Annotated in this window: 19 protein-coding genes; 8 read left to right on the forward strand and 11 right to left on the reverse strand. The window is 70.9% G+C overall.

What is annotated here, in order from left to right; all coding sequences use genetic code 11:
* Window positions 1-45 precede the first annotated feature (45 nt).
* Genes ACIREE_RS24495 through efeO form a run of 4 tightly spaced genes read right to left on the reverse strand, consistent with a single transcriptional unit; the run spans window position 46 to window position 4397 of the window.
* A complete protein-coding gene (locus ACIREE_RS24495; RefSeq protein WP_404155862.1) occupies window positions 46-1041 on the reverse strand; it encodes a hypothetical protein in 996 nt (331 codons plus the stop codon).
* Between the two features lie 37 nt (window positions 1042-1078).
* Window positions 1079-1924 (reverse strand): iron uptake transporter permease EfeU, encoded by an 846-nt coding sequence (gene efeU / locus ACIREE_RS24500; protein ID WP_404155865.1) that lies wholly within the window; start codon window positions 1922-1924, stop codon window positions 1079-1081.
* Between the two features lie 3 nt (window positions 1925-1927).
* The gene (gene efeB / locus ACIREE_RS24505) at window positions 1928-3196 is read right to left on the reverse strand and encodes an iron uptake transporter deferrochelatase/peroxidase subunit (protein WP_404156083.1); all 1269 of its coding nucleotides are present in this window, start codon (window positions 3194-3196) and stop codon (window positions 1928-1930) included.
* Window positions 3197-3233: 37 nt separating this feature from the next.
* Entirely contained in the window at window positions 3234-4397 is a 1164-nt protein-coding gene (efeO, locus tag ACIREE_RS24510; RefSeq protein ID WP_404155868.1) for an iron uptake system protein EfeO, read from the reverse strand.
* Window positions 4398-4615: 218 nt separating this feature from the next.
* On the opposite strand from efeO, the gene ACIREE_RS24515 reads away from it, so the two are divergent.
* Window positions 4616-5275: a PhzF family phenazine biosynthesis protein gene (locus ACIREE_RS24515; RefSeq protein WP_404156085.1), complete on the forward strand. Its 660-nt coding sequence runs from the start codon at window positions 4616-4618 to the stop codon at window positions 5273-5275.
* Between the two features lie 63 nt (window positions 5276-5338).
* Here the strand turns inward: ACIREE_RS24515 and ACIREE_RS24520 are convergent, their stop codons facing one another.
* Together ACIREE_RS24520 and map are read right to left on the reverse strand one after the other, a co-directional pair.
* The gene (locus ACIREE_RS24520) at window positions 5339-5989 is read right to left on the reverse strand and encodes a heme oxygenase (biliverdin-producing) (RefSeq protein WP_404155871.1); all 651 of its coding nucleotides are present in this window, start codon (window positions 5987-5989) and stop codon (window positions 5339-5341) included.
* Between the two features lie 152 nt (window positions 5990-6141).
* On the reverse strand, window positions 6142-7011 hold the full coding sequence (gene map, locus ACIREE_RS24525; protein ID WP_404155874.1) for a type I methionyl aminopeptidase: 870 nt from the start codon (window positions 7009-7011) through the stop codon (window positions 6142-6144).
* A 57-nt stretch (window positions 7012-7068) separates the two neighbouring features.
* Here map and ACIREE_RS24530 point away from each other — a divergent pair, with 57 nt between their 5' ends.
* Window positions 7069-7305, forward strand: a complete 237-nt coding sequence (locus ACIREE_RS24530; protein WP_404155877.1) for a hypothetical protein — start codon at window positions 7069-7071, stop codon at window positions 7303-7305.
* 39 nt (window positions 7306-7344) lie between these two features.
* On the opposite strand, the gene ACIREE_RS24535 is transcribed toward ACIREE_RS24530, so the two are convergent.
* Window positions 7345-7956, reverse strand: coding sequence for a hypothetical protein (locus ACIREE_RS24535; protein WP_404155880.1), 612 nt, complete (start codon window positions 7954-7956; stop codon window positions 7345-7347).
* A gap of 109 nt (window positions 7957-8065) precedes the next feature.
* Between ACIREE_RS24535 and ACIREE_RS24540 the strand changes: the two genes are divergently transcribed.
* The 3 genes from ACIREE_RS24540 to ACIREE_RS24550 all read left to right on the forward strand — a co-directional run bounded on the left by ACIREE_RS24540 (window position 8066) and on the right by ACIREE_RS24550 (window position 10343).
* Window positions 8066-9256, forward strand: coding sequence for an exo-alpha-sialidase (locus ACIREE_RS24540; protein ID WP_404155882.1), 1191 nt, complete (start codon window positions 8066-8068; stop codon window positions 9254-9256).
* Window positions 9257-9314: 58 nt separating this feature from the next.
* Window positions 9315-10037 (forward strand): NADPH-dependent F420 reductase, encoded by a 723-nt coding sequence (gene npdG, locus ACIREE_RS24545; RefSeq protein ID WP_404155885.1) that lies wholly within the window; start codon window positions 9315-9317, stop codon window positions 10035-10037.
* A gap of 108 nt (window positions 10038-10145) precedes the next feature.
* A complete protein-coding gene (locus ACIREE_RS24550) occupies window positions 10146-10343 on the forward strand; it encodes a hypothetical protein (RefSeq protein ID WP_404155888.1) in 198 nt (65 codons plus the stop codon).
* On the opposite strand, the gene ACIREE_RS24555 is transcribed toward ACIREE_RS24550, so the two are convergent.
* On the reverse strand, window positions 10330-11133 hold the full coding sequence (locus ACIREE_RS24555) for a site-2 protease family protein (protein ID WP_404155891.1): 804 nt from the start codon (window positions 11131-11133) through the stop codon (window positions 10330-10332). The two genes, ACIREE_RS24550 and ACIREE_RS24555, sit on opposite strands and share 14 nt — an antisense overlap.
* A 173-nt stretch (window positions 11134-11306) precedes the next feature.
* Between ACIREE_RS24555 and ACIREE_RS24560 the strand changes: the two genes are divergently transcribed.
* Window positions 11307-14588: a BTAD domain-containing putative transcriptional regulator gene (locus tag ACIREE_RS24560; RefSeq protein ID WP_404155894.1), complete on the forward strand. Its 3282-nt coding sequence runs from the start codon at window positions 11307-11309 to the stop codon at window positions 14586-14588.
* 42 nt (window positions 14589-14630) lie between these two features.
* Here ACIREE_RS24560 and ACIREE_RS24565 read toward each other — a convergent pair whose 3' ends face one another.
* From ACIREE_RS24565 to panB, 3 genes are all read right to left on the reverse strand, one after another.
* Entirely contained in the window at window positions 14631-15467 is an 837-nt protein-coding gene (locus tag ACIREE_RS24565) for an ABC transporter permease (RefSeq protein WP_404155897.1), read from the reverse strand.
* Entirely contained in the window at window positions 15464-16495 is a 1032-nt protein-coding gene (locus ACIREE_RS24570; protein ID WP_404155900.1) for an ATP-binding cassette domain-containing protein, read from the reverse strand. Before ACIREE_RS24570 ends, ACIREE_RS24565 begins: the two co-directional genes overlap by 4 nt.
* Window positions 16496-16730: 235 nt before the next feature.
* Window positions 16731-17612, reverse strand: a complete 882-nt coding sequence (panB, locus tag ACIREE_RS24575; RefSeq protein WP_404155903.1) for a 3-methyl-2-oxobutanoate hydroxymethyltransferase — start codon at window positions 17610-17612, stop codon at window positions 16731-16733.
* A gap of 179 nt (window positions 17613-17791) precedes the next feature.
* Here panB and ACIREE_RS24580 point away from each other — a divergent pair, with 179 nt between their 5' ends.
* Entirely contained in the window at window positions 17792-19387 is a 1596-nt protein-coding gene (locus ACIREE_RS24580) for an MFS transporter (protein WP_404155905.1), read from the forward strand.
* A 100-nt stretch (window positions 19388-19487) separates the two neighbouring features.
* Complete coding sequence (locus ACIREE_RS24585; protein WP_404155907.1) at window positions 19488-20162, forward strand: TetR/AcrR family transcriptional regulator; 675 nt, start codon at window positions 19488-19490, stop codon at window positions 20160-20162.
* Window positions 20163-20219 lie beyond the last annotated feature (57 nt).

The following is a 20219-nucleotide window of genomic DNA, read 5'->3' on the forward strand; positions in this document are numbered from 1 at the left end:
TTGAGGAGCGGAGCCCCGTAACGGTCACGACAGCCCCGCAACCGGTCACGACCCCTCGACGGTAGTAATCCCCTCGACCCGGTTCAACACCTGAACCCCACCCCCGGCGGAGCCATTCGCGGAGCCACTCGCCGGGACGATCGCAGCCTGGTTCGACACGTACCCGTACGTCACGGACTGCTTCGCGTCCCCCGACATCAGAGCCTTGACGCTCAGGCTCATCGCAGGCAGATCAGTGCCCGGCGACGCGGTCAGCTTCTGGTAGCGCCGCGTCGTGAAGAAGGCGAGCGCCCCGCCGTCCTCGGTACGCAGCGCGACCGGCGCGTAGTCACCGGACGTGAGCGGTTCGTCGATGAACTGTGTGGCGAGGCCGGGCCGGGTGCTCTTCTCGCGGGACGCGCGCCGTTCGGAGGTGTACGGCCCCTCCGCGAAGCCGTCGCCACCGTTCTTCAGGTACCCGGTGTACTTCTCGCTCAGGTCGGCAGGGCGCATCGAGAGCCCCTTGGCGTCGGGGGAGATGGCCTCGCCCCAGCCGTCCGCGTCCTTCTTGAACTCGGGGAAGGTGTCACCCCTGAACACCGTCAGATACGAGACCGCCCACGGCTCGTCGACGGCGTCGCGGGTGAAGACCATCACCCAGCGGGAGTCGGGGGACCGGTTGTTGTCGCTGTCGGCGACGAACCAGCGGGGCCATCCGGCCTTCTTCGGGATCGTGAAGTGCGCGTCGGTGAGCTTCAGCGGCACGTATTTCGGATTGCCCTTCGGGCTCACCACGTGGCCCGCCTTCAGCTTGGCCGCGTCGATCGAGCCGAGCGCCCCGGTGACGTACTTCGCGTCGGCGTCCCGGTCGTTCGTCCTGTCCGCCTTGTTGTACGCGGTGACGAAGGTGTCCAGGGCGCGTGCGGCCTGCGCCTTCGTGGTCGTGGGCACGACCTCGAGCTCCCCGTGCACGGTCACGCAGCCGCTCGCCGTGAGGGACAGCACGACCGCTGCCGCCGCCGCCGCGACAGGTCTGCCGAACCCGATCCTGACCTCGCTCATGACGTTGCTCTCACCTTCCCCTTCCCGGGGCCGAACCCTACCGGGAAGAAGAAGCGCCCACTGCCCCGCCCCTGCGGGACAGCAGTCCGGGCGGCGCGAAGAACAGCGCCAGCGTCGGCACCAAGTACACGAGCCAGACGACGACTTGGAGGACCGTCGGGTCGGGCTGGAAGTTGAGGACGCCCTTCAGGAGCGTGCCCAGCCAGCCGTCGGGGGCGATCACGCCGCTGATGTCGAACGCCAGGTTGTTCAGGCCGCCGATGAAATCGGCCTCCTGCAGATCGTGGAAGCCGTACGCGAGGACGCCCGCGGCCACGACGACCAGCATGGCGCCGGTCCACGTGAAGAACTTCGCGAGGTTGATCTTCAGCGCGCCCCGGTAGAACAGCCAGCCGAGCAGCACTGCCGTGGCCAGGCCGAGCAGCGCGCCGGCCACCGGCTCCATCGTGCCGTTGCTGGTGGCGTGCACCGCCGTCCACACGAACAGCGAGGTCTCCAGGCCCTCCCGGCCGACGGCGAGGAACGCCGTGACGACCAGCGCGGCCGTGCCCGTGCGCAGCGCCGTCTCCAGCTTGTCGCCCAGCTCGGACTTCAGGTGCCGGGCGGTGCGCCGCATCCAGAACACCATCCACGTCACCAGACCGACGGCGACGATCGACAGCGAACCGCCGAGCGCCTCCTGTGCCTTGAAGGTCATCTCCTGCGAGCCGAACTCCAGGCCCGCGCCGAACGCGAGCGCCACGAACACGGCGGCGCCCACCCCCACCCACACCGGCTTCAGGGCGTCCCTGCGGTCCGTCTTCACCAGGTACGCGACCAGGATGCAGACGATGAGGCTCGCTTCGAGCCCTTCCCGCAGCCCGATCAGATAGTTCGCGAACATTCCTCAGGCCCCGTTCTCGGCGTGCTCGGTATCTTCGAAGAGGCCGCGGCCCCACCAGTCCTTGCCGTTCCGCACCCCCGGCGGGACGGCGAACACCGCCGAACCCACGTGCTGGATGTACTCGTTGAGCGCGTCGCCCGACGACAGCCTCCGCTGCACCGGGATGAACCCCGTGCGGACGTCCTTCTGGTACGCGAGGAAGAACAGCCCGGCGTCCAGGCGGCCCAGGCCGTCCGTGCCGTCGGTGAACGAGTAGCCGCGGCGCAGGATCGTCGCGCCGTGGTTGGAGTCGGGGTGCGCGAGCCGCACGTGCGCGTCCGGCTTCATCGCTTTGAGGAACGGCTCGTCGCGCTCATGGGCCTTGCCGACCGGTGCGCCCTTGCCCTTGTCGCGGCCGAACACGTCCTCCTGCTCCTGCAGCGACGTACGGTCCCAGGTCTCGATGTTCATCCGGATGCGCCGGGCGACGAGGTACGAACCGCCGCGCATCCACCCCTCGTCGGTCACCCACACGTGCTCGTCGAGCCGCTTCGTCTCGGTGCCCGCGATGTTGCGGGTGCCGTCCTTGAAACCCATCAGGTTACGAGGGGTCTGCGCGTCCGGGGTCGTCGACGACGTCTTGCCGAAGCCGAGCTGCGACCAGCGGATGGCGACCTTGCCGAAGCCGATCCGGGCCAGATTGCGGATGGCGTGCACGGCCACCTGCGGGTCGTCCGCGCAGGCCTGCACACACAGGTCGCCGCCGCTGCGGGCCTTGTCGAGGTTGTCGCCGGGAAACTTCGGCAGCTCCACCAGCGCCTCGGGCCGCCGCCCGGTGATCCCGAACGTCTTCCCGTACGTCTCGAAGAGCGAGGGCCCGAAGCCGATCGTCAGCGTGAGCCGGGACGGCTTGAGGCCGAGGGCCTCGCCCGTGTCGTCCGGCGGCGCCTCGGCGAGCCCGCCGTACGCGCCCTCGCCGACCGGACGCCCCTCGGTCATCAGCGCGGCGGCCTCCGTCCAGTCCTTCAGGAGCTGGACGAACTCCGCACGGTCGTCGGTCTTCACGTCGAACGCGGCGAAGTGCAGCCGGTCCTGCACCGCCGTGGCGATGCCGGCCTGGTGCGCGCCGCGGAACGGCACCGCGCCGCCCGACTCGGCGGCCGGCTGCATGTCGTCGCCGCCGGAACGGGTCAGCGCGACGGCGCCGCCCGTCGCCGCGGCACCGAGCGCGAGCCCGGCGCCGCCGACGGCGAGCAGTGAACGCCTGGACGGGGCAGGGGAGTTGTCCGTCATGGCGGGGCCCTCTGTGCTCTCTTCGCTCACGTGGTGCCTACTTGACGACCGCGGCGGCCAGCTTCGACAGCGGCTCGGCGAGCGCGTTGACCGCGTCGGACAGTTCCTTCTGCTCCGCCTTGCCGACCTTGTCGTAGGAGACGAAGTCGTACGAGTTCTCGTTGTCGTTCTTGGTGTCGCTCTTGTCCTGGCGGAAGGTGTCCAGGAGCTTGTCGAGTGCGGCGAACTGCTTGTCGAGGTCCTTGGTCAGCGCCGGGTCGTTCGTCGACGCGACCGGCTTGAGCAGGTCGTACGCCTTCTCAGCGCCCTCGACATTGGCCTTGAAGTCGACGAGGTCGGTGTGCGCGTAGCGGTCCTCCTCGCCGGTGATCTTGCCGGTGGCCACCTCGTCGAGGAGTTCCTTGGCGCCGTTGGCCATCGAGGTCGGGGTGATCTCGGCCTTGCCGACGCGCTGCTGCCAGTCGGCGAGGTCCTTGTCGAGCTGCGTGGCGAGGGACTTCTCCGCGGCGCCGATCTTCTTGTCCTGCCACAGCGCCTTCTCCAGGCGGTGCCAGCCGGTCCACTTCTGGCCCTCTTCGAGGCCGTCGGCGCGGGTGTCGGTCTTCGGGTCGATGTCGCCGAACGACTCGGCGACCGGCTCGGTGCGCTCCCAGCCGATGCGCGAGGGGGCGTACGCCTTCTTCGCGGCGGCCAGGTCGCCCTTGCGGATCGCGTCCGTGAAGGTCTTCACCCGGGGCAGCGTCTCGTCGGCCTGCTCCTGCGCGTACGCCCGGTAGTCGGCGACCGCCTTGTCGAGGCGCGGGTCGCGCTTGGTGGCTTTGCCGCCCGTGGCCTTGACGTCCTGCCGGTGGCCCTTGCCCTTCATGCCGGGGATGCAGGCGATCCGGTAGTCACCGCTCTTCACCTCGGCGGTCAGCGTGTGCTTGGTGCCGGGGCCGATGTTCTCGCGCTCGGAGACGATGCGGTCGTCGGGGAAGAGGATCTCGACCTCGGTGACCCGCGACCCCTTGTTCTCGACGGCCAATTCGACGTGCCCAGAGGGGAATTCGGCCTTCGACACCTTGCAGCCGTCGTCGGTGGCGGTCACCTTGATGGCGCCGGAGCCGCCCTTGGCGTCGCTCTTCTCGGTGCAACCCGTGACGGCGGTCAGGGCCGCCACCGCGGCGACGGCGGTGGCGACAGAGAGGCGAACGGCTCGCATGCGGGCTCCAAGGAAGTGCACAGCTTCTACTAAGGCGGCCCTAACTTATATGAGGCTTGCCTTAGTGCTACCCACGTGCACCGTGATTCACCTCTCACGCAAACCGCCAGGTCGCGCCACGGATACAAGCGACCCTCGAGCGACCCAGGCAGTGGTCAAGGAGCGGTCAAGCGGCGGCCGGTGAGTGGTTGCGTGGTTCACTTTTTCGCGTGGACCACATGGATGACCTGGACGGCCAGGGTTACGACGTACTGAACGTGTTCTGCGGGCCCGACGGCCGTCACGGCAACGCCCTCGGAGTCGTACGCGAGGGAGCCGACATCCCCGGCAGGGCGGAACGGCAGTCCTTCGCGGGCAAGTTGGGCTTCAGCGAGACGGTGTTCGTCGACGACCCCGAGCGCGGCGCCATCGACATCTACACGCCGACCCTGCGCCTTCCCTTCGCTGGCCACCCCTGCGTCGGCACCGCCTGGCTGCTCGACGTGCCCGAACTGGTCGTCCCCGCCGGCGTCGTCGGGGCCCGCCTCGACGGGGAGTTCAGCTGGATCGAGGCCCGTCCCGAATGGGCCCCGCCGCGCACACTGCGGCAGTTCGGTTCGGCGGCAGAGGTGGACGCGCTGCCGGTACCCCCGGCGGGGGAGTGGATCTACGCGTGGGCCTGGGAGGACGAGGCCGCGGGCCGGGTCCGGGCCCGCGGCTTCCCCGGCCGCGACGACGGCATCACGGAGGACGAGGCGACGGGCGCGGCCGCGCTGCTGCTCACCGCCCGCCTGGGCCGGGCGCTGAACATCCGCCAGGGCCGGGGTTCACAGCTCCTGACGGCGCCGCAGCCGGGAGGTCTGATCGAGGTGGGCGGACGGGTCCGCCTCGCACGCTAGCCAGTTCAGCCTCTCCGGCGATTGAGGAGCGGGGCCCTGGGCGGAGCCCCGTGACGGCGCGCCCTATGCGGCCGCGGAAAACTCTTCCCCCAGCGCCCGGAACACGGCCGTGTTCAAAGCGAAAGCGGCCTTGCATTCAGCCACCACCCGCTGCTTCTCCAACTCGTCCACGCCGATCCGGTCGAGCAGCAGGCGATACCCCCGCTTGAAGGCCGCCGGATTCCCGACCCCCTCGAACACGTAGAACCGCACGCCGTCCCCCTTGCGCGCGAACCCCCACGCCCGCTCGGCCCTGTCGCGGATGATCTGCCCGCCGGAGAGATCTCCCAGGTATCGCGTGTAGTGGTGCGCCACGTATCCGGCCGGCCAGGACGCCGCGCACTCCGCGACCCGCGCCGCGTACGCCGCCGTGGCCGGCAGCGCGGAGGCCGTCTCGCGCCAGTCGGGCCCCCGCAGATGCGCGAGGTCGCGCTCCAGCTCGGGCAGACGCAACAGCTCCGGCTGGATGAAAGGGCCTGCGACCGGGTCGTCGGCCAGCCGCTCTATGCCGCCCTCGAGTGCCGCGTAGACGAACCACAGTTGCTCCGTGTAGCGCGCATAGGCGTCCACGCCGAGACCGCCGCCGAGCAGGTCGCTCATGAACGTGGACGTCTCCGCCTCCGTGTGCTGCTCATGCGAGGCGGTACGGATGAGAGTGGAGAACGAGGTGTCCATGAGGCCTCCGCCAACGGGGTCTAGGTAGGTTAGCCTTACCTAAAATATCAGGCTTCCCGACATCCTGTCGGTAAAAACCTACCCGCTTTCGGCGCACGAGAAGAGCCCGCCCCCGAACGGGACGGGCTCCTGACAGGGAAGGCGTGCGGCGGCTACGGAAGCGTGAGAATCTCCGTGCCCGTCTCCGTGACCACCAGCGTGTGCTCGAACTGGGCGGTCCGCTTGCGGTCCTTGGTGACGACGGTCCAGCCGTCGGCCCACATGTCGTACTCGTACGTACCGAGCGTCAGCATCGGCTCGATCGTGAACGTCATGCCGGGCTGGATCACGGTCGTCGCGTGCGGGCTGTCGTAGTGCGGGACGATCAGGCCCGAGTGGAACGACGAGTTGATGCCGTGCCCGGTGAAGTCGCGCACGACGCCGTAGCCGAAGCGCTTGGCGTACGACTCGATGACGCGGCCGATGATGTTGATCTGGCGGCCCGGCTTCACGGCCTTGACGGCCCGGTCCAGGGACTCACGGGTGCGCTCCACGAGCAGCCGCGACTCCTCGTCGACATCGCCCACCAGGTACGTGGCGTTGTTGTCACCGTGCACACCGCCGATGTACGCGGTCACGTCGAGATTGATGATGTCGCCGTCACGCAGCACCGTGGAATCGGGGATGCCGTGACAGATGACCTCGTTGACGCTTGTGCACAGCGATTTGGGGAATCCGCGATAACCGAGCGTCGAAGGGTAGGCGCCGTGGTCGCACATGTAGGCGTGCGCGATGCGGTCCAGTTCGTCCGTGGTGACGCCGGGCGCGATCGCCTTCGCCGCCTCGGCCATCGCCTGCGCGGCGATCCGGCCCGCGACGCGCATCGCCTCGACCGTCTCCGGGGTCTGGACCTCCGGGCCCTTGTACGGCGTCGGCGCGGGCTTGCCGACGTACTCGGGGCGCCGGATGTTTCCGGGCACGGAACGGATGGGGGACTGTTCCCCCGGTACGAGGAGTGACGACTGCGTCGACTGGCCAGACATGCCAGCGAGTGTAACGAGGCGCCGTGGGGGACCATGGCCCTGACGAGAGGAGCCGCTGTGGCCCTGTTCAAGAAGCGGACCGCCGGGAAGCCGGGCGAGTGGTACTACTGCCTGGAGCACGGCAAGGTCGAGGAGGGACCGGAGTGCCCCGCCAAAGACCGGTTCGGGCCGTACGCGTCCCGCCAGGAGGCGGAGCACGCGATGGCCACCGCCCGGGAGAAGAATCTCCAGTGGGAGAACGATCCCCGGTGGCACGACGCGTCGTCGCGCGACGAGGACGACGCGAGCGGCTGAGAGACAGGCTCTGAGCGGCGGCGCCTTCTGATCGCGCCGTCACCAGCGGGCCGGCGGCGGCGCCGTCAGATGGTCCGCGAGGCGGGAGAGCCGGTCGCGGAACCCGCGGCGGCTGCGCGGGCCCGGCGCCGAGTTCTCCCCGGCCGCCGCGCTGACCAGGTGCTGCACCGTGTCGAGGTCGAGGTCGGTGTCGCCGGGCACGGTGAGCCCGTCGTGCGCCAGGGCGTGCAGATCACCGTTGCCCGCCGGTTCCGCGTCGAGCGCGAGGACCGTCGCGCCGGCCCGGCGGGCGTCGTGCACCCGCTCGAGCAGCGGTGCGCCCACCGTGTCCGGCGTGACCACGAGCAGCGTCTCCCCGCGCCGGGCCGCCGCGAGCCGGCCGAGCCCGACGGCCAGGTGGGCCGGATCGTCGGGCCGCGCCGCGTGCCGTACGAGGGTCGGCGCCAGCTCGGGAGTGCCGGACCAGGCCGCCTCGTCGACCAGGTGCGCCGCGAGATGCCACGGCTCGTACCCCGTGGAGCCCACCAGCAGCAGCCCCCCGCCGTGCGACGCCACCGAGGAGCGCAGCGCCCCGGCGAAGCGACGGGTGGCGGCGGGCCACTCGGTCCCGGCGAGGACCTCGCGCAGCAGGGCTACTCGTACGGCGTCCATGGGGTGGCATGCTGCCTCAACAGGCGTCCGCGTTCGCCTCGTTCGCCGGAAGACGGCCCGTACGGCTGAAGTTCACCCGGAGTTATTCCGGGCGGGGAGCATGGGGTGCATGCCCGACACAGGAGCGCTGCCCGAGCCGCCGGAGACCCCCGTGACCTCCTTGAACTCCTTGGCCCCCGAGACCTCCGAGACCTCCGAGACCTTCGAGACCTCCGTGCCGTTCCACGCCGGACAGGCCGGCTATGCCAGTTTCCGTATCCCGGCCGTCGTGTCCGCGGCCGACGGCACGCTCCTCGCCTTCTGCGAGGCCCGGCGCGCCTCCAGCGCGGACAGCGGCGACATCGACCTCGTGCTGCGCCGCTCCACGAACGGCGGCCGCGGCTGGGGCCCGCTCCAGGTCGTCGCCTCCAACGGCCGTGATCTGGCGGGCAATCCGGCGCCCGTCGTCCTCGCCTCCGGGCGCGTCCTGCTCGTCCACATCCGGAACGCGGCCGCCGCCACCGAGGACGCCATCCGCCGCGGGCGGGTCACCGCCGCCGACGGACGGCGCGTGTGGGTCACGTACAGCGACGACGCGGGCCTGACCTGGGAGCCCGCACGGGAGATCACCGCTCAGACGAAGAAGGCGAGTTGGCGCTGGTACGCCACCACGCCCGGCCACGCCGTGCTCACCCGCGAGGGCCGCGTCGTCGTCCCCGCCAACCACTCGCTGCCACCCACCGGCAGCGACACCGGGACCGAGGCGAAGTACAACGGCGGGCACTGTCTGCTCAGCGACGACTCCGGCGCGACCTGGCGCATCGGCTACGTCGACGACGGCGCGGGCCCCACCGAAGGACTCATGAACCCCAACGAGACGACCGCCGCCCAACTCCCCGACGGCAGGCTCTACTTCAACACCCGCAACGACTCACCGGCCCCCGGCACCCGCGCCGACGCCTACTCCCTGGACGGCGGCGAGCACCTGCTGAAGCCCTTCCGGCCGCAGGCCGGCCTCGTCGGACCGGTCGTCGAGGGCAGCCTGCTGCACCTGGGCGACCCGGACGTGCTGCTCTACGCGGGGCCCGCCGACCCGGGCTTCCGGGCCCTGATGACCGTGCGCCGCAGCCTCGACGCCGGCGTCACCTGGAGCCCCGTCCACACCGTCGACGGACTGCCCGCCGCCTACTCCGACCTCGTCCGTGTCGACGACGCCACCATCGGCCTGCTCTACGAGACCGGGGACTTCTCCGCGTACGAGACGATCACCTTCCGGCGGATCCCCGTGGCCGCGCTCACGCTCACCGGGCCGGACCGCTGAGTGCCCGACCCCTGAGTGCCGGACCACCGAGCGCCGGGCCGCTGAGTAAGGTCGGTCCATGACTTCCAGTGACAGTGCCGACAGTGCACAGAACGCCCCGAAGGCCCCGGCCAAGGACCCCTGGGACCTGCCTGATGTGTCCGGGCTCGTCGTCGGCGTCCTCGGCGGCACCGGACCGCAGGGCAAGGGCCTCGCCTACCGGTTCGCCCGTGCAGGGCAGAAGGTGATCATCGGCTCCCGCGCCGCCGAGCGCGCCGCGGCCGCCGCCGACGAACTGGGCCAGGGCATCGAGGGCGCCGACAACGCCGAGTGCGCGCGACGCAGCGACATCGTGATCGTCGCCGTGCCCTGGGACGGGCACGGCCCGACCCTGGAGTCGCTGCGCGAGGACCTCGCGGGCAAGCTCGTCGTCGACTGCGTCAACCCGCTCGGCTTCGACAAGAAGGGCGCGTACGCGCTGAAGCCCGAGGAGGGCAGCGCCGCCGAGCAGGCCGCCGCCCTGCTGCCGGACTCCCGCGTCACGGCAGCCTTCCACCACCTGTCGGCCGTGCTGCTCGCCGACCCGGAGGTCGAGGAGATCGACACGGACGTGATGGTCCTGGGCGAGGCCCGCGCCGACACCGACCTCGTCCAGGCGCTGGCCGCCCGCATCCCCGGCATGCGCGGCGTCTTCGCGGGCCGCCTGAGGAACGCCCACCAGGTCGAGTCCCTGGTCGCGAACCTCATCTCCACCAACCGCCGCTACAAGGCGCACGCGGGCCTGCGCATCACGGACGTATAACACCACTTCCTTATACTTTCCGTATGTGCAGGGCGCGTTCATGCGTCAGCGGGGCATGGGGGACACTGGTCGGCGAAGACCGAGCCGTGCCGTATTGGAGCCGACCCCATGCCCCGCATCGCCCTTTTCGCCCTCGTCGTCTGCGTCCTCGCCGTCGCGGCGGCGGTGGTGTCCTTCATCGAGGGCAGCTTCCTCGGGATCGTGTGGGTCCTCATCGCCGGCGTCACGTCGAACATGACGTGGTTCTACGTGCGCAAGGCCAAGCTGGAGAAGGCGCAGCGGGCCGGGTCGACTACGACTGTGTGAAGGTCTGGATCTGCGGGGTGCCCTGCCAGAACTGGTAGAACTGCCGCCCCCAGTACGTGTCCCACCGGGTCACGCCGAGCGAGTCCAGCACCGCGTTGATCGCGTCGAAGAAGTACCCGTTGACCGTCGGGATCCACAGGATCGCGAAGACCGCGAGCAGCCCGAACGGGGCGAACGGCTCCACCTGCCGCTTGATGCTGTTCGACAGCCAGGGCTCGATCACCCCGTACCCGTCGAGCCCCGGGATCGGCAGGAAGTTCAGGATCGCGGCCGTCACCTGCAGCAGCGCCAGGAACCCGAGCGCGTAGCGGAACGTGTCCGGCACCCCGTCCAGCGCGTGCAGCCAGAACGGCGCCGTGCAGACCACCGCGAACAGCACGTTCGTCAACGGCCCCGCCGCCGAGATCAGGCTGTGCTTCCAGCGGCCCCGGATACGGCCCCGCTCGATGAAGACCGCACCACCGGGCAGACCGATCCCGCCCATGATCACGAAGATGACCGGCAGCACGATGCTGAGCAGGGCATGGGTGTATTTCAACGGGTTCAGGGTCAGATAGCCCTTCGCGCCGATCGAGATGTCGCCGCTGTGCAGGGCTGTACGCGCATGCGCGTACTCGTGCAGGCACAGCGAGACGATCCACGCCGCCGTCACGAAGAGGAACACGGCGAAACCGGGCTGCGAGGCGTAGTCCGTCCACACCGCCCAGCCGGACACGGCCGCGACCGCGACGATGCCGAGGAAGACGGGGCTGATCCTGCTGTCGCCGCGACGGGATGTGGCGGTGGTCATGGGGTGGAGCTCCCGGGGTCGCTGGTCCGTGGTCTGTGGCGTCACTGAACGTACCCGCCCTGAGCGGGGAACGTGTCGGGGTACGGCGGGAGTTCCAGGGCCCGGCGGCCGCCGTTTCCGCGGCTGTGACGTTCTTGGTGCCCCACGCACGGGACAGCGGTGACAATAGGGCCGTGCGCTACCGCATCCTCGGCACCACCCAGGCACTCCGCGACGACGGCACGGCCGTCCCCGTCGGCGGGGCGCGGCTGCGTGCCCTGCTCACCGTGCTCGCCCTGCGGCCGGGCAGGACCGTACCGGCGGGCGTGCTCGTCGACGAGGTGTGGGGCGCCGATCCGCCCGCCGACGCGCCCGGCGCGCTGCAGGCCCTCGTCGGGCGGCTGCGCCGGGCCCTGGGCGCCGACGCGATCGCCTCCGCCGACGGCGGGTACCGGCTCACGGCGTCGGCGGACGACATCGACCTGTTCCGCTTCGAGCGGCTCACCGCCGACGGCGCCCGCGCCTTCGCCGACGGCAATCCGGCCAAGGCCGTCGGCGTGCTCGACGAGGCGCTCGCCCTGTGGAGCGGGCCCGCCCTCGCCGACCTGCCCGACCGCGCCGCCGACGCCGCCCGCTGGGACACCCGCCACCTGGACGCGCGCCGCACCCGGCTGGCCGCCCGGCTCGCCCTCGGCCGGGCCGAGGAGGCGCTGGCGGAGCTGTCCGCCCTGTGCGACGCGCACCCGCTGGACGAGCCGATCCAGGCCCTGCGGCTGCGGGCGCTGCGCGACACCGGCCGGGCCGCCGAGGCGCTGGCCGCCTATGAGGCCATACGTGTCGCCCTCGCGGACCGGCTCGGCACCGACCCGGGACCCGAACTCCGCGCCCTTTACGAGGAGTTGCTGGCCCCGGTCGCCCTGCCGACGGACGACGCCCCCGTCCGGACGCGGCCCGCACCGCCCCCCGGCAACCTCCGCGCCCGCCTCACCTCGTTCGTGGGACGCGGCGGCGACATCGATGCCATCCGGGCCGACCTCGGCCGGGTCCGCCTGGTCACGCTGCTCGGCCCCGGCGGCGCCGGCAAGACCCGTCTCTCGCAGGAGGTGGCCGAGGGCCTGACCGACGCCGCGCCGGACGGCGTCTGGCTCGTCGAACTCGCCCCCGTGAGCGACCCGGACGCCGTGCCGGAAGCCGTCGTCAGCGCGCTCGGCGCACGCGAGACGGTGCTGCGCGGCGCCGGCGCGGAGGAGCTGCGCGCCGTGAGCGAGCGGCACGGCGACGACCCGCTCGTCCGGCTCGCCGAGCACTGCGCCGACCTGCGCATGCTGGTCATCCTCGACAACTGCGAGCACGTCATCGGCGCCGCGGCCGCCCTCACCGATGACCTGCTCGCCCGCTGCCCCGGCGTCACCGTGCTCGCCACCAGCCGCGAACCCCTCGGCGTACCCGGAGAGTCGCTGTACGCGGTGGAGCCGCTGCCCGAGCCGTACGCCCTGCGGCTCTTCGGCGAGCGGGGCGCCGCCGTGCGGCCCGGGTTCGCCGTGGACCGGTCCGCCGGGACCACAGCCGCGGTCGAGGAGATCTGCCGCCGCCTCGACGGGCTGCCGCTCGCCATCGAGCTGGCCGCCGCCCGGCTGCGGATGCTCACGCCCCGGCAGATCGCCGACCGGCTCGACGACCGGTTCCGGCTGCTCACCTCGGGCGCCCGCACCGCGCTGCCCCGCCAGCAGACGCTGCGCGCCGTCGTCGACTGGTCCTGGGATCTGCTCGACACCCCCGAGCGCACCGTCCTCGCCCGGCTGTCCGTCTTCAGCGGCGGCTGCGAGCTGGCCGCCGCCGAGTCGGTGTGCGGCCCCGACACCCTGGAGGCCCTGGCCTCGCTCGTCGACAAGTCGCTCGTCGTCGCCGCACCCGACGGGGCGGACGGGGCGATGCGCTACCGGCTCCTGGAGACCGTCGCCGAGTACGCGGGCCAGCGCCTCGACGAGGCGGGCGAGCGGGAAGGCGCCGAACGCGGCCACCTCACGTATTTCCGTGAGCTCGCCCGCGCCACCGACCCGTTGCTGCGCGGCCACGGGCAGCGTGCGGCCGTCGCCCGCATCGAGCGCGACTACGAGAACCTGCGCTCCGCCCTGCGGCGCGCCGTCACGCGGCGGGACGAGCAGGAGGCCATCAGCCTCGTGCTGTCCCTGGCCTGGTTCTGGCAGATGCGGGACCTGCGCACCGACGCCCGCGCCTGGGCGGGGGAGGCCGCCAAGCTGGGCCCCGACCCGTTCGACGGGCCGGTGCGCCCCGCCCCGCCGGTGTACGAGCGCTGCACCGACGTGCCGCCGCCGTTCACCGGCGAGCTGCTCGACGAGGCCCGCCGACAGGTCCACATCGCCCGCCTCGGCTACATGGACATGGAGATGGACAAGTGGCAGACGCCGGAGGGGCAGGCGAGGCTGCGCGTCATCCGCGAGACCTACCGGGCCGACCTGCCGCAGGCCTGCCGTCCCCCGGGCAACGTCTGGTACTTCGCGGTCCTGCTGACCGGCCAGATCGAGAAGTTGCACGGCCTCGCCGACGCGACCGTGGACACCTGCCGCGCCCTCGGATACGACTGGGAACTCGCGCTCGTCCTCCAACTGCGTGCCAATGTGCTGGCCAACAGCGCGGAGACGGCCGTCCGCGGGCTCGCGGACGCCGACGAGTCACTGGCCCTGTTCACCCGGCTCGGCGACGAGTGGGGCGTCGCCGAGGCGCTCTCCGCGCGCGGTGAGGCCTACGAGAAGCTCGGCCGGTACACGGAGTCGGCCGCCGACTACACGCGGGCCCGGTCCGTCGCCGAGAGCATGGGCGCCCACTCCCAGGCCGCGATCCTCCAGATCAGGCTCGGCCAGGTCTTCATCGAGCAGGGTGCGGGCGAGCGCGGTGAGCAGTTGCTGCGCGACGCCCTGGAGTCCGGCCGCCGGCACACGAACGAGGCCCGGCCCGCCGCCCGGATGTTCCTCGTCGGCTGGCTGGCGAACACCGGCCGCACCGCCGAGGCGCGCGAGCAACTGGCCGCGCTGCGGGGCGAGTTCAAGGTCGCGGACATCGTCTTCTTCCAGGGCATGACCACCGGTCTGGAAGCGATGCTCGACGCCCTCGACGGACATGCCGAGGAGGCCGTCGCACGAGCGCTGCGGGCCATGGAACTCGCGAGCGACCCGCTCTCGGGGGTGATCATGCCGAACCTGTCGGCGCTGCACCTGCTCACCATGGCGCGCGGGCTCGCGCTGCGCGGCCGGCCAGGAGACGTGGAGCTCGCCGCCCTGCTGATCGGCGCCTCCGACGCCTCGCTGTCCGCCCTGCACCACCGGGCCGTGATGGAGCGCGAGTGGCGCACGGACACCGAGGCAGTGGTGCGGTCGCTGCTCGACGATGCCACGTACGAGCGGGCATACGCCGAGGGCGGCGGCCTCTCCGTGGAGGAGGCCACCGCCCTGCTGTGACGCGAACCGGCCGGGCGGTCCCGGCGGGGTCCAATGACGGGCTCAGCTCTTCTTGGTGAACTTGCGGATCGCGACCGGCGCCATGACGACCGTCAGACCGGCGGTCCAGGCGAGCGTCACCCACAGGCCGTGGGCGACCGGGCCGCCGACCATCAGGCCACGGGCCGCGTCGGCGAGACCGGACATCGGGTTGTACTTGGTGAAGTTCTGCAGCCAGCCCGGCATCGACTGGGTCGGCGCGAAGATCGACGAGCCGAACTGCAGGGGCATCATCACCAGGAAGCCCATGGCCTGCACCGACTGGGCGTTCTTCATGGTCACACCGAGGACCAGGAAGATCCACATGATGCCGGAGCCGAACAGGACGGTCAGCCCGATCGCGCCGAACAGACCGGCCCAGTTGGTGATGTCGAAGCCGACGAGCAGCGCGACGATCATCAGGATCGTGGTCGCGACCAGCAGGCGCAGCAGCTCCACCGAGATCTTCGCGATCAGGACCGAGGCCCGCCCGATGGGCAGCGCCCGGAAGCGGTCCATGATGCCCTTGTTGAAGTCCTCGTTGAAGCCGGTGCCGACGCCCTGCGCGATGTTCATGCTCATCATCGCGACCATGCCGGGGATCACGTACTGGACGTAGGCGTCCTGGCCGCCGCCGAGCGACTGGCCGATCGAGCCGCCGAAGACGTAGACGAACAGCAGCGTGAAGACGACCGGCATGAGCACGGCGTCGAACATCGACTCCGGGTCCTGCTTGATCCACAGCAGGTTGCGGCGGACGAGCGCGCTGGTGTGGCGCACGTGGTCGCGAAGACCGATGCGGGGATCGGCGTCGACCTTGATGGTGGTGACGGTCGAGGGGGAGAGGGTGGTGGCGCTCATACGGCGACCTCCTCGAGTTCGGGGCGGGCGTCCTGCGGGGCGGAGGCCTTCTCGCCGGTGATGGAGAGGAACACCTCGTCCAGGCTGGGCAGTTCGGTGGCGATCGAGCCGATCGTGATGCCGCGCGCGGTGACCGCGCCGACGACCGCGGTGAGCTGCTCGTCGCTGAGGATCGGCACCAGGACGGTGCCGGACTCGGTGTCGACGGTGGACGTGGCGAGACCGGTCAGACCCATGTCGTCCAGGGCTGCCGCGAGCGGGCCCAGCTCCAGCGGGTCGGCCGGGCGGATGCGCAGGGTGCGGCCGCCGACCTTCGCCTTCAGCTCCTCGATGCCGCCGCCCGCGATGACCTGACCGCGGTCGATGACGGTGAGCTCGGAGGCCAGCCGCTCGGCCTCCTCCATGTACTGGGTGGTGAGCAGCACGGTCACGCCGTCCCGCACCATCCGCTGGACCTCGTCCCACACCTCGTTACGGGTACGGGGGTCGAGGCCGGTCGTCGGCTCGTCGAGGTAGAGGACATGCGGGCTGCCGATCATCGACGCCGCGAGGTCGAGGCGGCGGCGCATACCGCCGGAGTACGTCTTGGTGGGGCGGGTCGCGGCGTCGGTGAGCGAGAACCGCTCGAGGAGCGCGTCGGCGCGGGAGCGGGCGTCCTTCCTGGACAGGTCGAGCAGCCGCCCGATCATGTACAGGTTCTCGCGGCCCGAGAGCTTCTCGTCGACCGAGGCGTACTGGCCGGTGAGGCCTATCACGCGGCGCAGCTGGCGGGGCTGCTTCACCGCGTCGTAGCCGGCCACGATCGCGGTGCCGGAGTCGGGGGTGATCAGGGTGGAGAGGCAGCGGACGAGGGTGGTCTTGCCGGCGCCGTTCGGGCCGAGGACCCCCATCACGGTGCCCTCGTGCACGTCCAGGTCCACGCCGTCCAGGGCCTTGGTCGGGCCGTAGTGCTTGACCAGCCCCCGCACGGACACGGCCACGGGCCGGCCGGCCGCGCTGTTGCCGGGGTTCTTGTCGATTCGCGTCATGTCCATCAAGGTGCCAGCCGCCACCGACAGATCACCGACAGCCGACCTACAGATTCGAACGTACGCCGATATATCGCCGATGGATTGGCTCGTATCGGTGAACCTGCACGGGCAAGCCCGGGAAAACGGCCGCGGCCCGTCGACGGGGGAAGATCGACGGGCCGCGTTGGTGCCGCAGTGGCTCTATGCGGACCGGCTCTGTGGGGGACCGGATCCGTGGAGGAGCGGTGGAGACTTAGTGGACGGAGTGTTCCTCCAGAGGGAACGTTCCGCCGATCACGTCCTCCGCAAACGCCTTTGCCGCATCGGACATGACAGAGCGCAGATTTGCGTAACTCTTGACGAACCGCGGCATCTTGCCCCCCGTCAGTCCGAGCGCGTCCGTCCAGACCAGGACCTGCGCGTCCGTCTCGGGCCCCGCGCCGATGCCGACCGTCGGGATGTGCAGGACACGCGTGACCTCCGCGGCCAGCTCCGCCGGGACCAGTTCGAGGACGACCGCGAACGCGCCCGCGTCCTGGACCGCCTTCGCGTCGCGCAGCAGCTGCTGCGCCGCCTCCTCGCCGCGCCCCTGCACCCGGTAGCCCTGCGTGTTGACGGACTGCGGGGTCAGACCGATGTGGGCCATGACCGGGATGCCCGCGTCGACGAGGAGCTTGATCTGCTCGTGGGAGCGCTCGCCGCCCTCCAGCTTGACCGCTCCGACGCCCGCCTCCTTCACGAGCTGCATCGCCGAGCGCAGTGCCTGCACCGGGCCCTCCTGGTAGGAGCCGAAGGGCAGGTCGCCGACGATCAGCGCGCGGCTCGTGCCGCGGACGACCGCGGCCGAGAGCATGGTGAGCTGGTCCAGGGTGACCGGGACCGTGGTGTCGTACCCGAGATGACAGTTGCCCGCCGAGTCGCCGACCAGCATCACGGGGATGCCGGCCTCGTCGAAGACCGACGCCGTCATCGCGTCGTACGCGGTCAGCATCGGCCACTTCTCGCCCCGCTCCTTGGCGAGGGAGATGTCGCGGACGGTGATGCGGCGGGTGCTGTTCTTCTGGAGGCCTCCGTACAGCGCCTTGGGATTGCTGCTGTCGGTGGCCGGTGTCTGGGCAGCCTGAAGTTGCGTCATCGCAACGGCTCCTTCAATTCGTCTCGAGGCGCCCTGACGGCGTCCCCGGATCGCCTCCATGGTGGCACCGCGTGCCGCCCCGGCGCCAGAGCGCCGCCCATGTAAAGCCTGGGTAAGGCTTTCCCCGTGAGTTTCAATACGAGACGGTCCCGTATCGAAATGAGGCTAGGGTCGTCCCCATGACCACTCCCGCCGTCCCTGCGGCTCCGCGTATACCGGAGGCCGTGCACCGCCGTCGATGGGCGATCCTCGGCGTGCTCATGCTGAGCCTGCTGATCGTCGTCCTCGACAACTCCATCCTGAACGTCGCGATCAAGACCATCTCGACGCCCGCGCCCACCGGCCTCGGCGCCACGCAGAGTGAGCTCGAGTGGGCCATCAACGCCTACACCCTCGTCTTCGCGGGCCTGCTGTTCACCGCGGGGCTGCTCGGCGACCGCATCGGCCGCAAGAAGGTCCTCATCGGCGGCCTGGTGGTGTTCGGCATCGGCTCGGCGCTCGCCGCCGAATCCGGTACGCCGGCCCAGCTCATCGCGTTCCGCGCGGTGATGGGCCTCGGTTCCGCCTTCGTCATGCCGGCCACGCTCGCCGTGCTCATGAACGTCTTCGAGCGCGACGAGCAGCCCAAGGCCATCGGCATCTGGGCGGGCGGCGTCGGCCTCGCCATCGCGATCGGCCCGATCACCGGCGGCCTGCTCCTCGACCACTTCTGGTGGGGCTCGGTGTTCCTCGTGAACGTGCCGATCGTGATCATCGCCGTCGTCCTGATGCTCGCGCTCGTGCCCGACTCGAAGGACCCGAAGCCGGGCCGGATCGACCTGGTCGGTGTCGTCCTGTCCGTCGTGGGTCTCGTCCTGCTCGTCTACGGGATCATCAAGGGCGGCGACGAGGGCGACTTCACCAGCCCCCAGGTCCTCGCCACCGTCATCGCGGGGCTCGCCGTCCTCGTCGGGTTCGTCCTGTACGAGAAGCGCAGCGACCACCCGTCGATCGACATCGACTACTTCAAGAACAAGGTGTTCTCGGCCGCGATCGCCGCCATCGCGCTGGTCTTCTTCGCGCTGATGGGCGTCACGTTCTTCTCGGTCTTCTACACCCAGAGCGTGCGCGGGTACTCGCCGCTGCAGACCGGCGCCCTGATGCTGCCGCTCGCCGTGGCCCAGCTGATCTTCGCGCCGCGCGCCCGGATCGTCGTCGACAAGATCGGCGTACGGGCCACGACCACCGGGGGACTCGTCCTGCTCGCGGGGATGCTCGCCGCCTTCACCGTGCTCGACGCGGACACCCCGATCTGGCTCCTGGAGGTCATCTTCTTCCTGATGGGCACGGGCATGGCGCACGTCATGACGCCGACCAGCGTCGTGATCATGCAGGCGCTGCCGCGCGAGAAGGCCGGTTCGGCGTCCGCGCTCAGCAACACGTTCCGCCAGGTCGGCGGCGCGCTCGGCATCGCCGTTCTCGGCTCCGTGCTCTCGACCGCGTACCGAAGCGGCATAGAGGACAAGCTGGGGCTGCTGCCGGCCGGTCTGCGCGACACCGCCGGCGCCTCGATCGAGGCCACCCTCGGCGTCGCCGAGAAGCTCGGCCCGCGCGCCAACGGCCTGGTCGACGCGGCCAACGACTCGTTCCTGCACGCCATGCACGTCACCGCTCTGTGGGGCGCGGGCATCGCGCTGATCAGCGCCGTGGTCACGGCCCTGTTCCTGCCGGGCAGGGCGCCGGCCGCGTCCGCCGGGCAGCCGGGCGAACCGGAGAAGGTCGGCGCGGGCCACTGACCCGCGCACCGCGTCTGCGGGCGCACGGGCGGCGCTGAGAGAATCGCCCCGGACACCGGCGGACGGCCGGGTTCCGGGGCTGTGGCGGAAGGCGGAGGGCGTGGACACGGAGCGGGTCGAGCGGCAGGCGCGGCGGCACAGGACCCCGGGCTCCCCGACGCCGCCGGCCGGCTCCGAGACCCCCGCCCGTGGCCGTCCCCGCAGCGAGGCCGTGGAGCAGGCCATCGTCGAGGGCGTCGTCGAACTCCTCGAGAAGGGCGTCCCGCTCACCGAACTGTCCATCGAGCGGATCGCCCGCACCGCCGGCGTCGGCAAGGCCACCATCTACCGGCGCTGGAGCGGCAAGGAAGAGCTGTTCGTCGAGGTCCTGCGTTCCATGGAGGCGCCCGACCCCGAACTGCCCGGCACCTCCATGCGCGACGACCTGGTCTGCCTCCTGGAGCACCTGCGCCGGCGCGGCCTGAGCATGCGCAGGTCGGTACTCCTGCACAACGTCTTCGCACAGATGAAGACCCTGCCCAGGCTCTGGGACGCCTACCACGAGATCGTCATCGACCCGCGCCGGCGCGTCATGCACGAGGTGCTGCGGCGCGGCGTCGCCGACGGGGAACTGCCCGCGGGCACCGACATCGAGCTCGCCAGTGACCTGGTCACCGGGCCCATGCTGCTGCGCAGCATCATGCGCGACGACCAGCCTCTCGCCGAGGACCTCGCCGCACAGATCGTCGATCTCGCGCTCGCCGGACTGCGGACCGGGCCCGACAGCCGAATGTGAGCGTTTCGTCACAGAAAGCACATCGGAGCGCCTTGTTCGGAACTCCGAACGCCGCCC

The organism is Streptomyces sp. NPDC102467, from assembly GCF_044765445.1.
In the GTDB taxonomy this organism is placed as follows: domain Bacteria; phylum Actinomycetota; class Actinomycetes; order Streptomycetales; family Streptomycetaceae; genus Streptomyces.

What these genes read in the sequence shown, in the direction of transcription:
- ACIREE_RS24495 (WP_404155862.1), bottom strand. Translation starts at nt 1,041, where the DNA reads ATGAGCGAGGTCAGGATCGGGTTCGGCAGACCTGTCGCGGCGGCGGCG.
- efeU (WP_404155865.1), bottom strand. Translation starts at nt 1,924, where the DNA reads ATGTTCGCGAACTATCTGATCGGGCTGCGGGAAGGGCTCGAAGCGAGC.
- efeB (WP_404156083.1), bottom strand. Translation starts at nt 3,196, where the DNA reads ATGACGGACAACTCCCCTGCCCCGTCCAGGCGTTCACTGCTCGCCGTC.
- efeO (WP_404155868.1), bottom strand. Translation starts at nt 4,397, where the DNA reads ATGCGAGCCGTTCGCCTCTCTGTCGCCACCGCCGTCGCCGCGGTGGCG.
- ACIREE_RS24515 (WP_404156085.1), top strand. Translation starts at nt 4,616, where the DNA reads ATGGATGACCTGGACGGCCAGGGTTACGACGTACTGAACGTGTTCTGC.
- ACIREE_RS24520 (WP_404155871.1), bottom strand. Translation starts at nt 5,989, where the DNA reads ATGGACACCTCGTTCTCCACTCTCATCCGTACCGCCTCGCATGAGCAG.
- map (WP_404155874.1), bottom strand. Translation starts at nt 7,011, where the DNA reads ATGTCTGGCCAGTCGACGCAGTCGTCACTCCTCGTACCGGGGGAACAG.
- ACIREE_RS24535 (WP_404155880.1), bottom strand. Translation starts at nt 7,956, where the DNA reads ATGGACGCCGTACGAGTAGCCCTGCTGCGCGAGGTCCTCGCCGGGACC.
- ACIREE_RS24540 (WP_404155882.1), top strand. Translation starts at nt 8,066, where the DNA reads ATGCCCGACACAGGAGCGCTGCCCGAGCCGCCGGAGACCCCCGTGACC.
- npdG (WP_404155885.1), top strand. Translation starts at nt 9,315, where the DNA reads ATGACTTCCAGTGACAGTGCCGACAGTGCACAGAACGCCCCGAAGGCC.
- ACIREE_RS24550 (WP_404155888.1), top strand. Translation starts at nt 10,146, where the DNA reads ATGCCCCGCATCGCCCTTTTCGCCCTCGTCGTCTGCGTCCTCGCCGTC.
- ACIREE_RS24555 (WP_404155891.1), bottom strand. Translation starts at nt 11,133, where the DNA reads ATGACCACCGCCACATCCCGTCGCGGCGACAGCAGGATCAGCCCCGTC.
- ACIREE_RS24565 (WP_404155897.1), bottom strand. Translation starts at nt 15,467, where the DNA reads ATGAGCGCCACCACCCTCTCCCCCTCGACCGTCACCACCATCAAGGTC.
- ACIREE_RS24570 (WP_404155900.1), bottom strand. Translation starts at nt 16,495, where the DNA reads ATGACGCGAATCGACAAGAACCCCGGCAACAGCGCGGCCGGCCGGCCC.
- panB (WP_404155903.1), bottom strand. Translation starts at nt 17,612, where the DNA reads ATGACGCAACTTCAGGCTGCCCAGACACCGGCCACCGACAGCAGCAAT.
- ACIREE_RS24580 (WP_404155905.1), top strand. Translation starts at nt 17,792, where the DNA reads ATGACCACTCCCGCCGTCCCTGCGGCTCCGCGTATACCGGAGGCCGTG.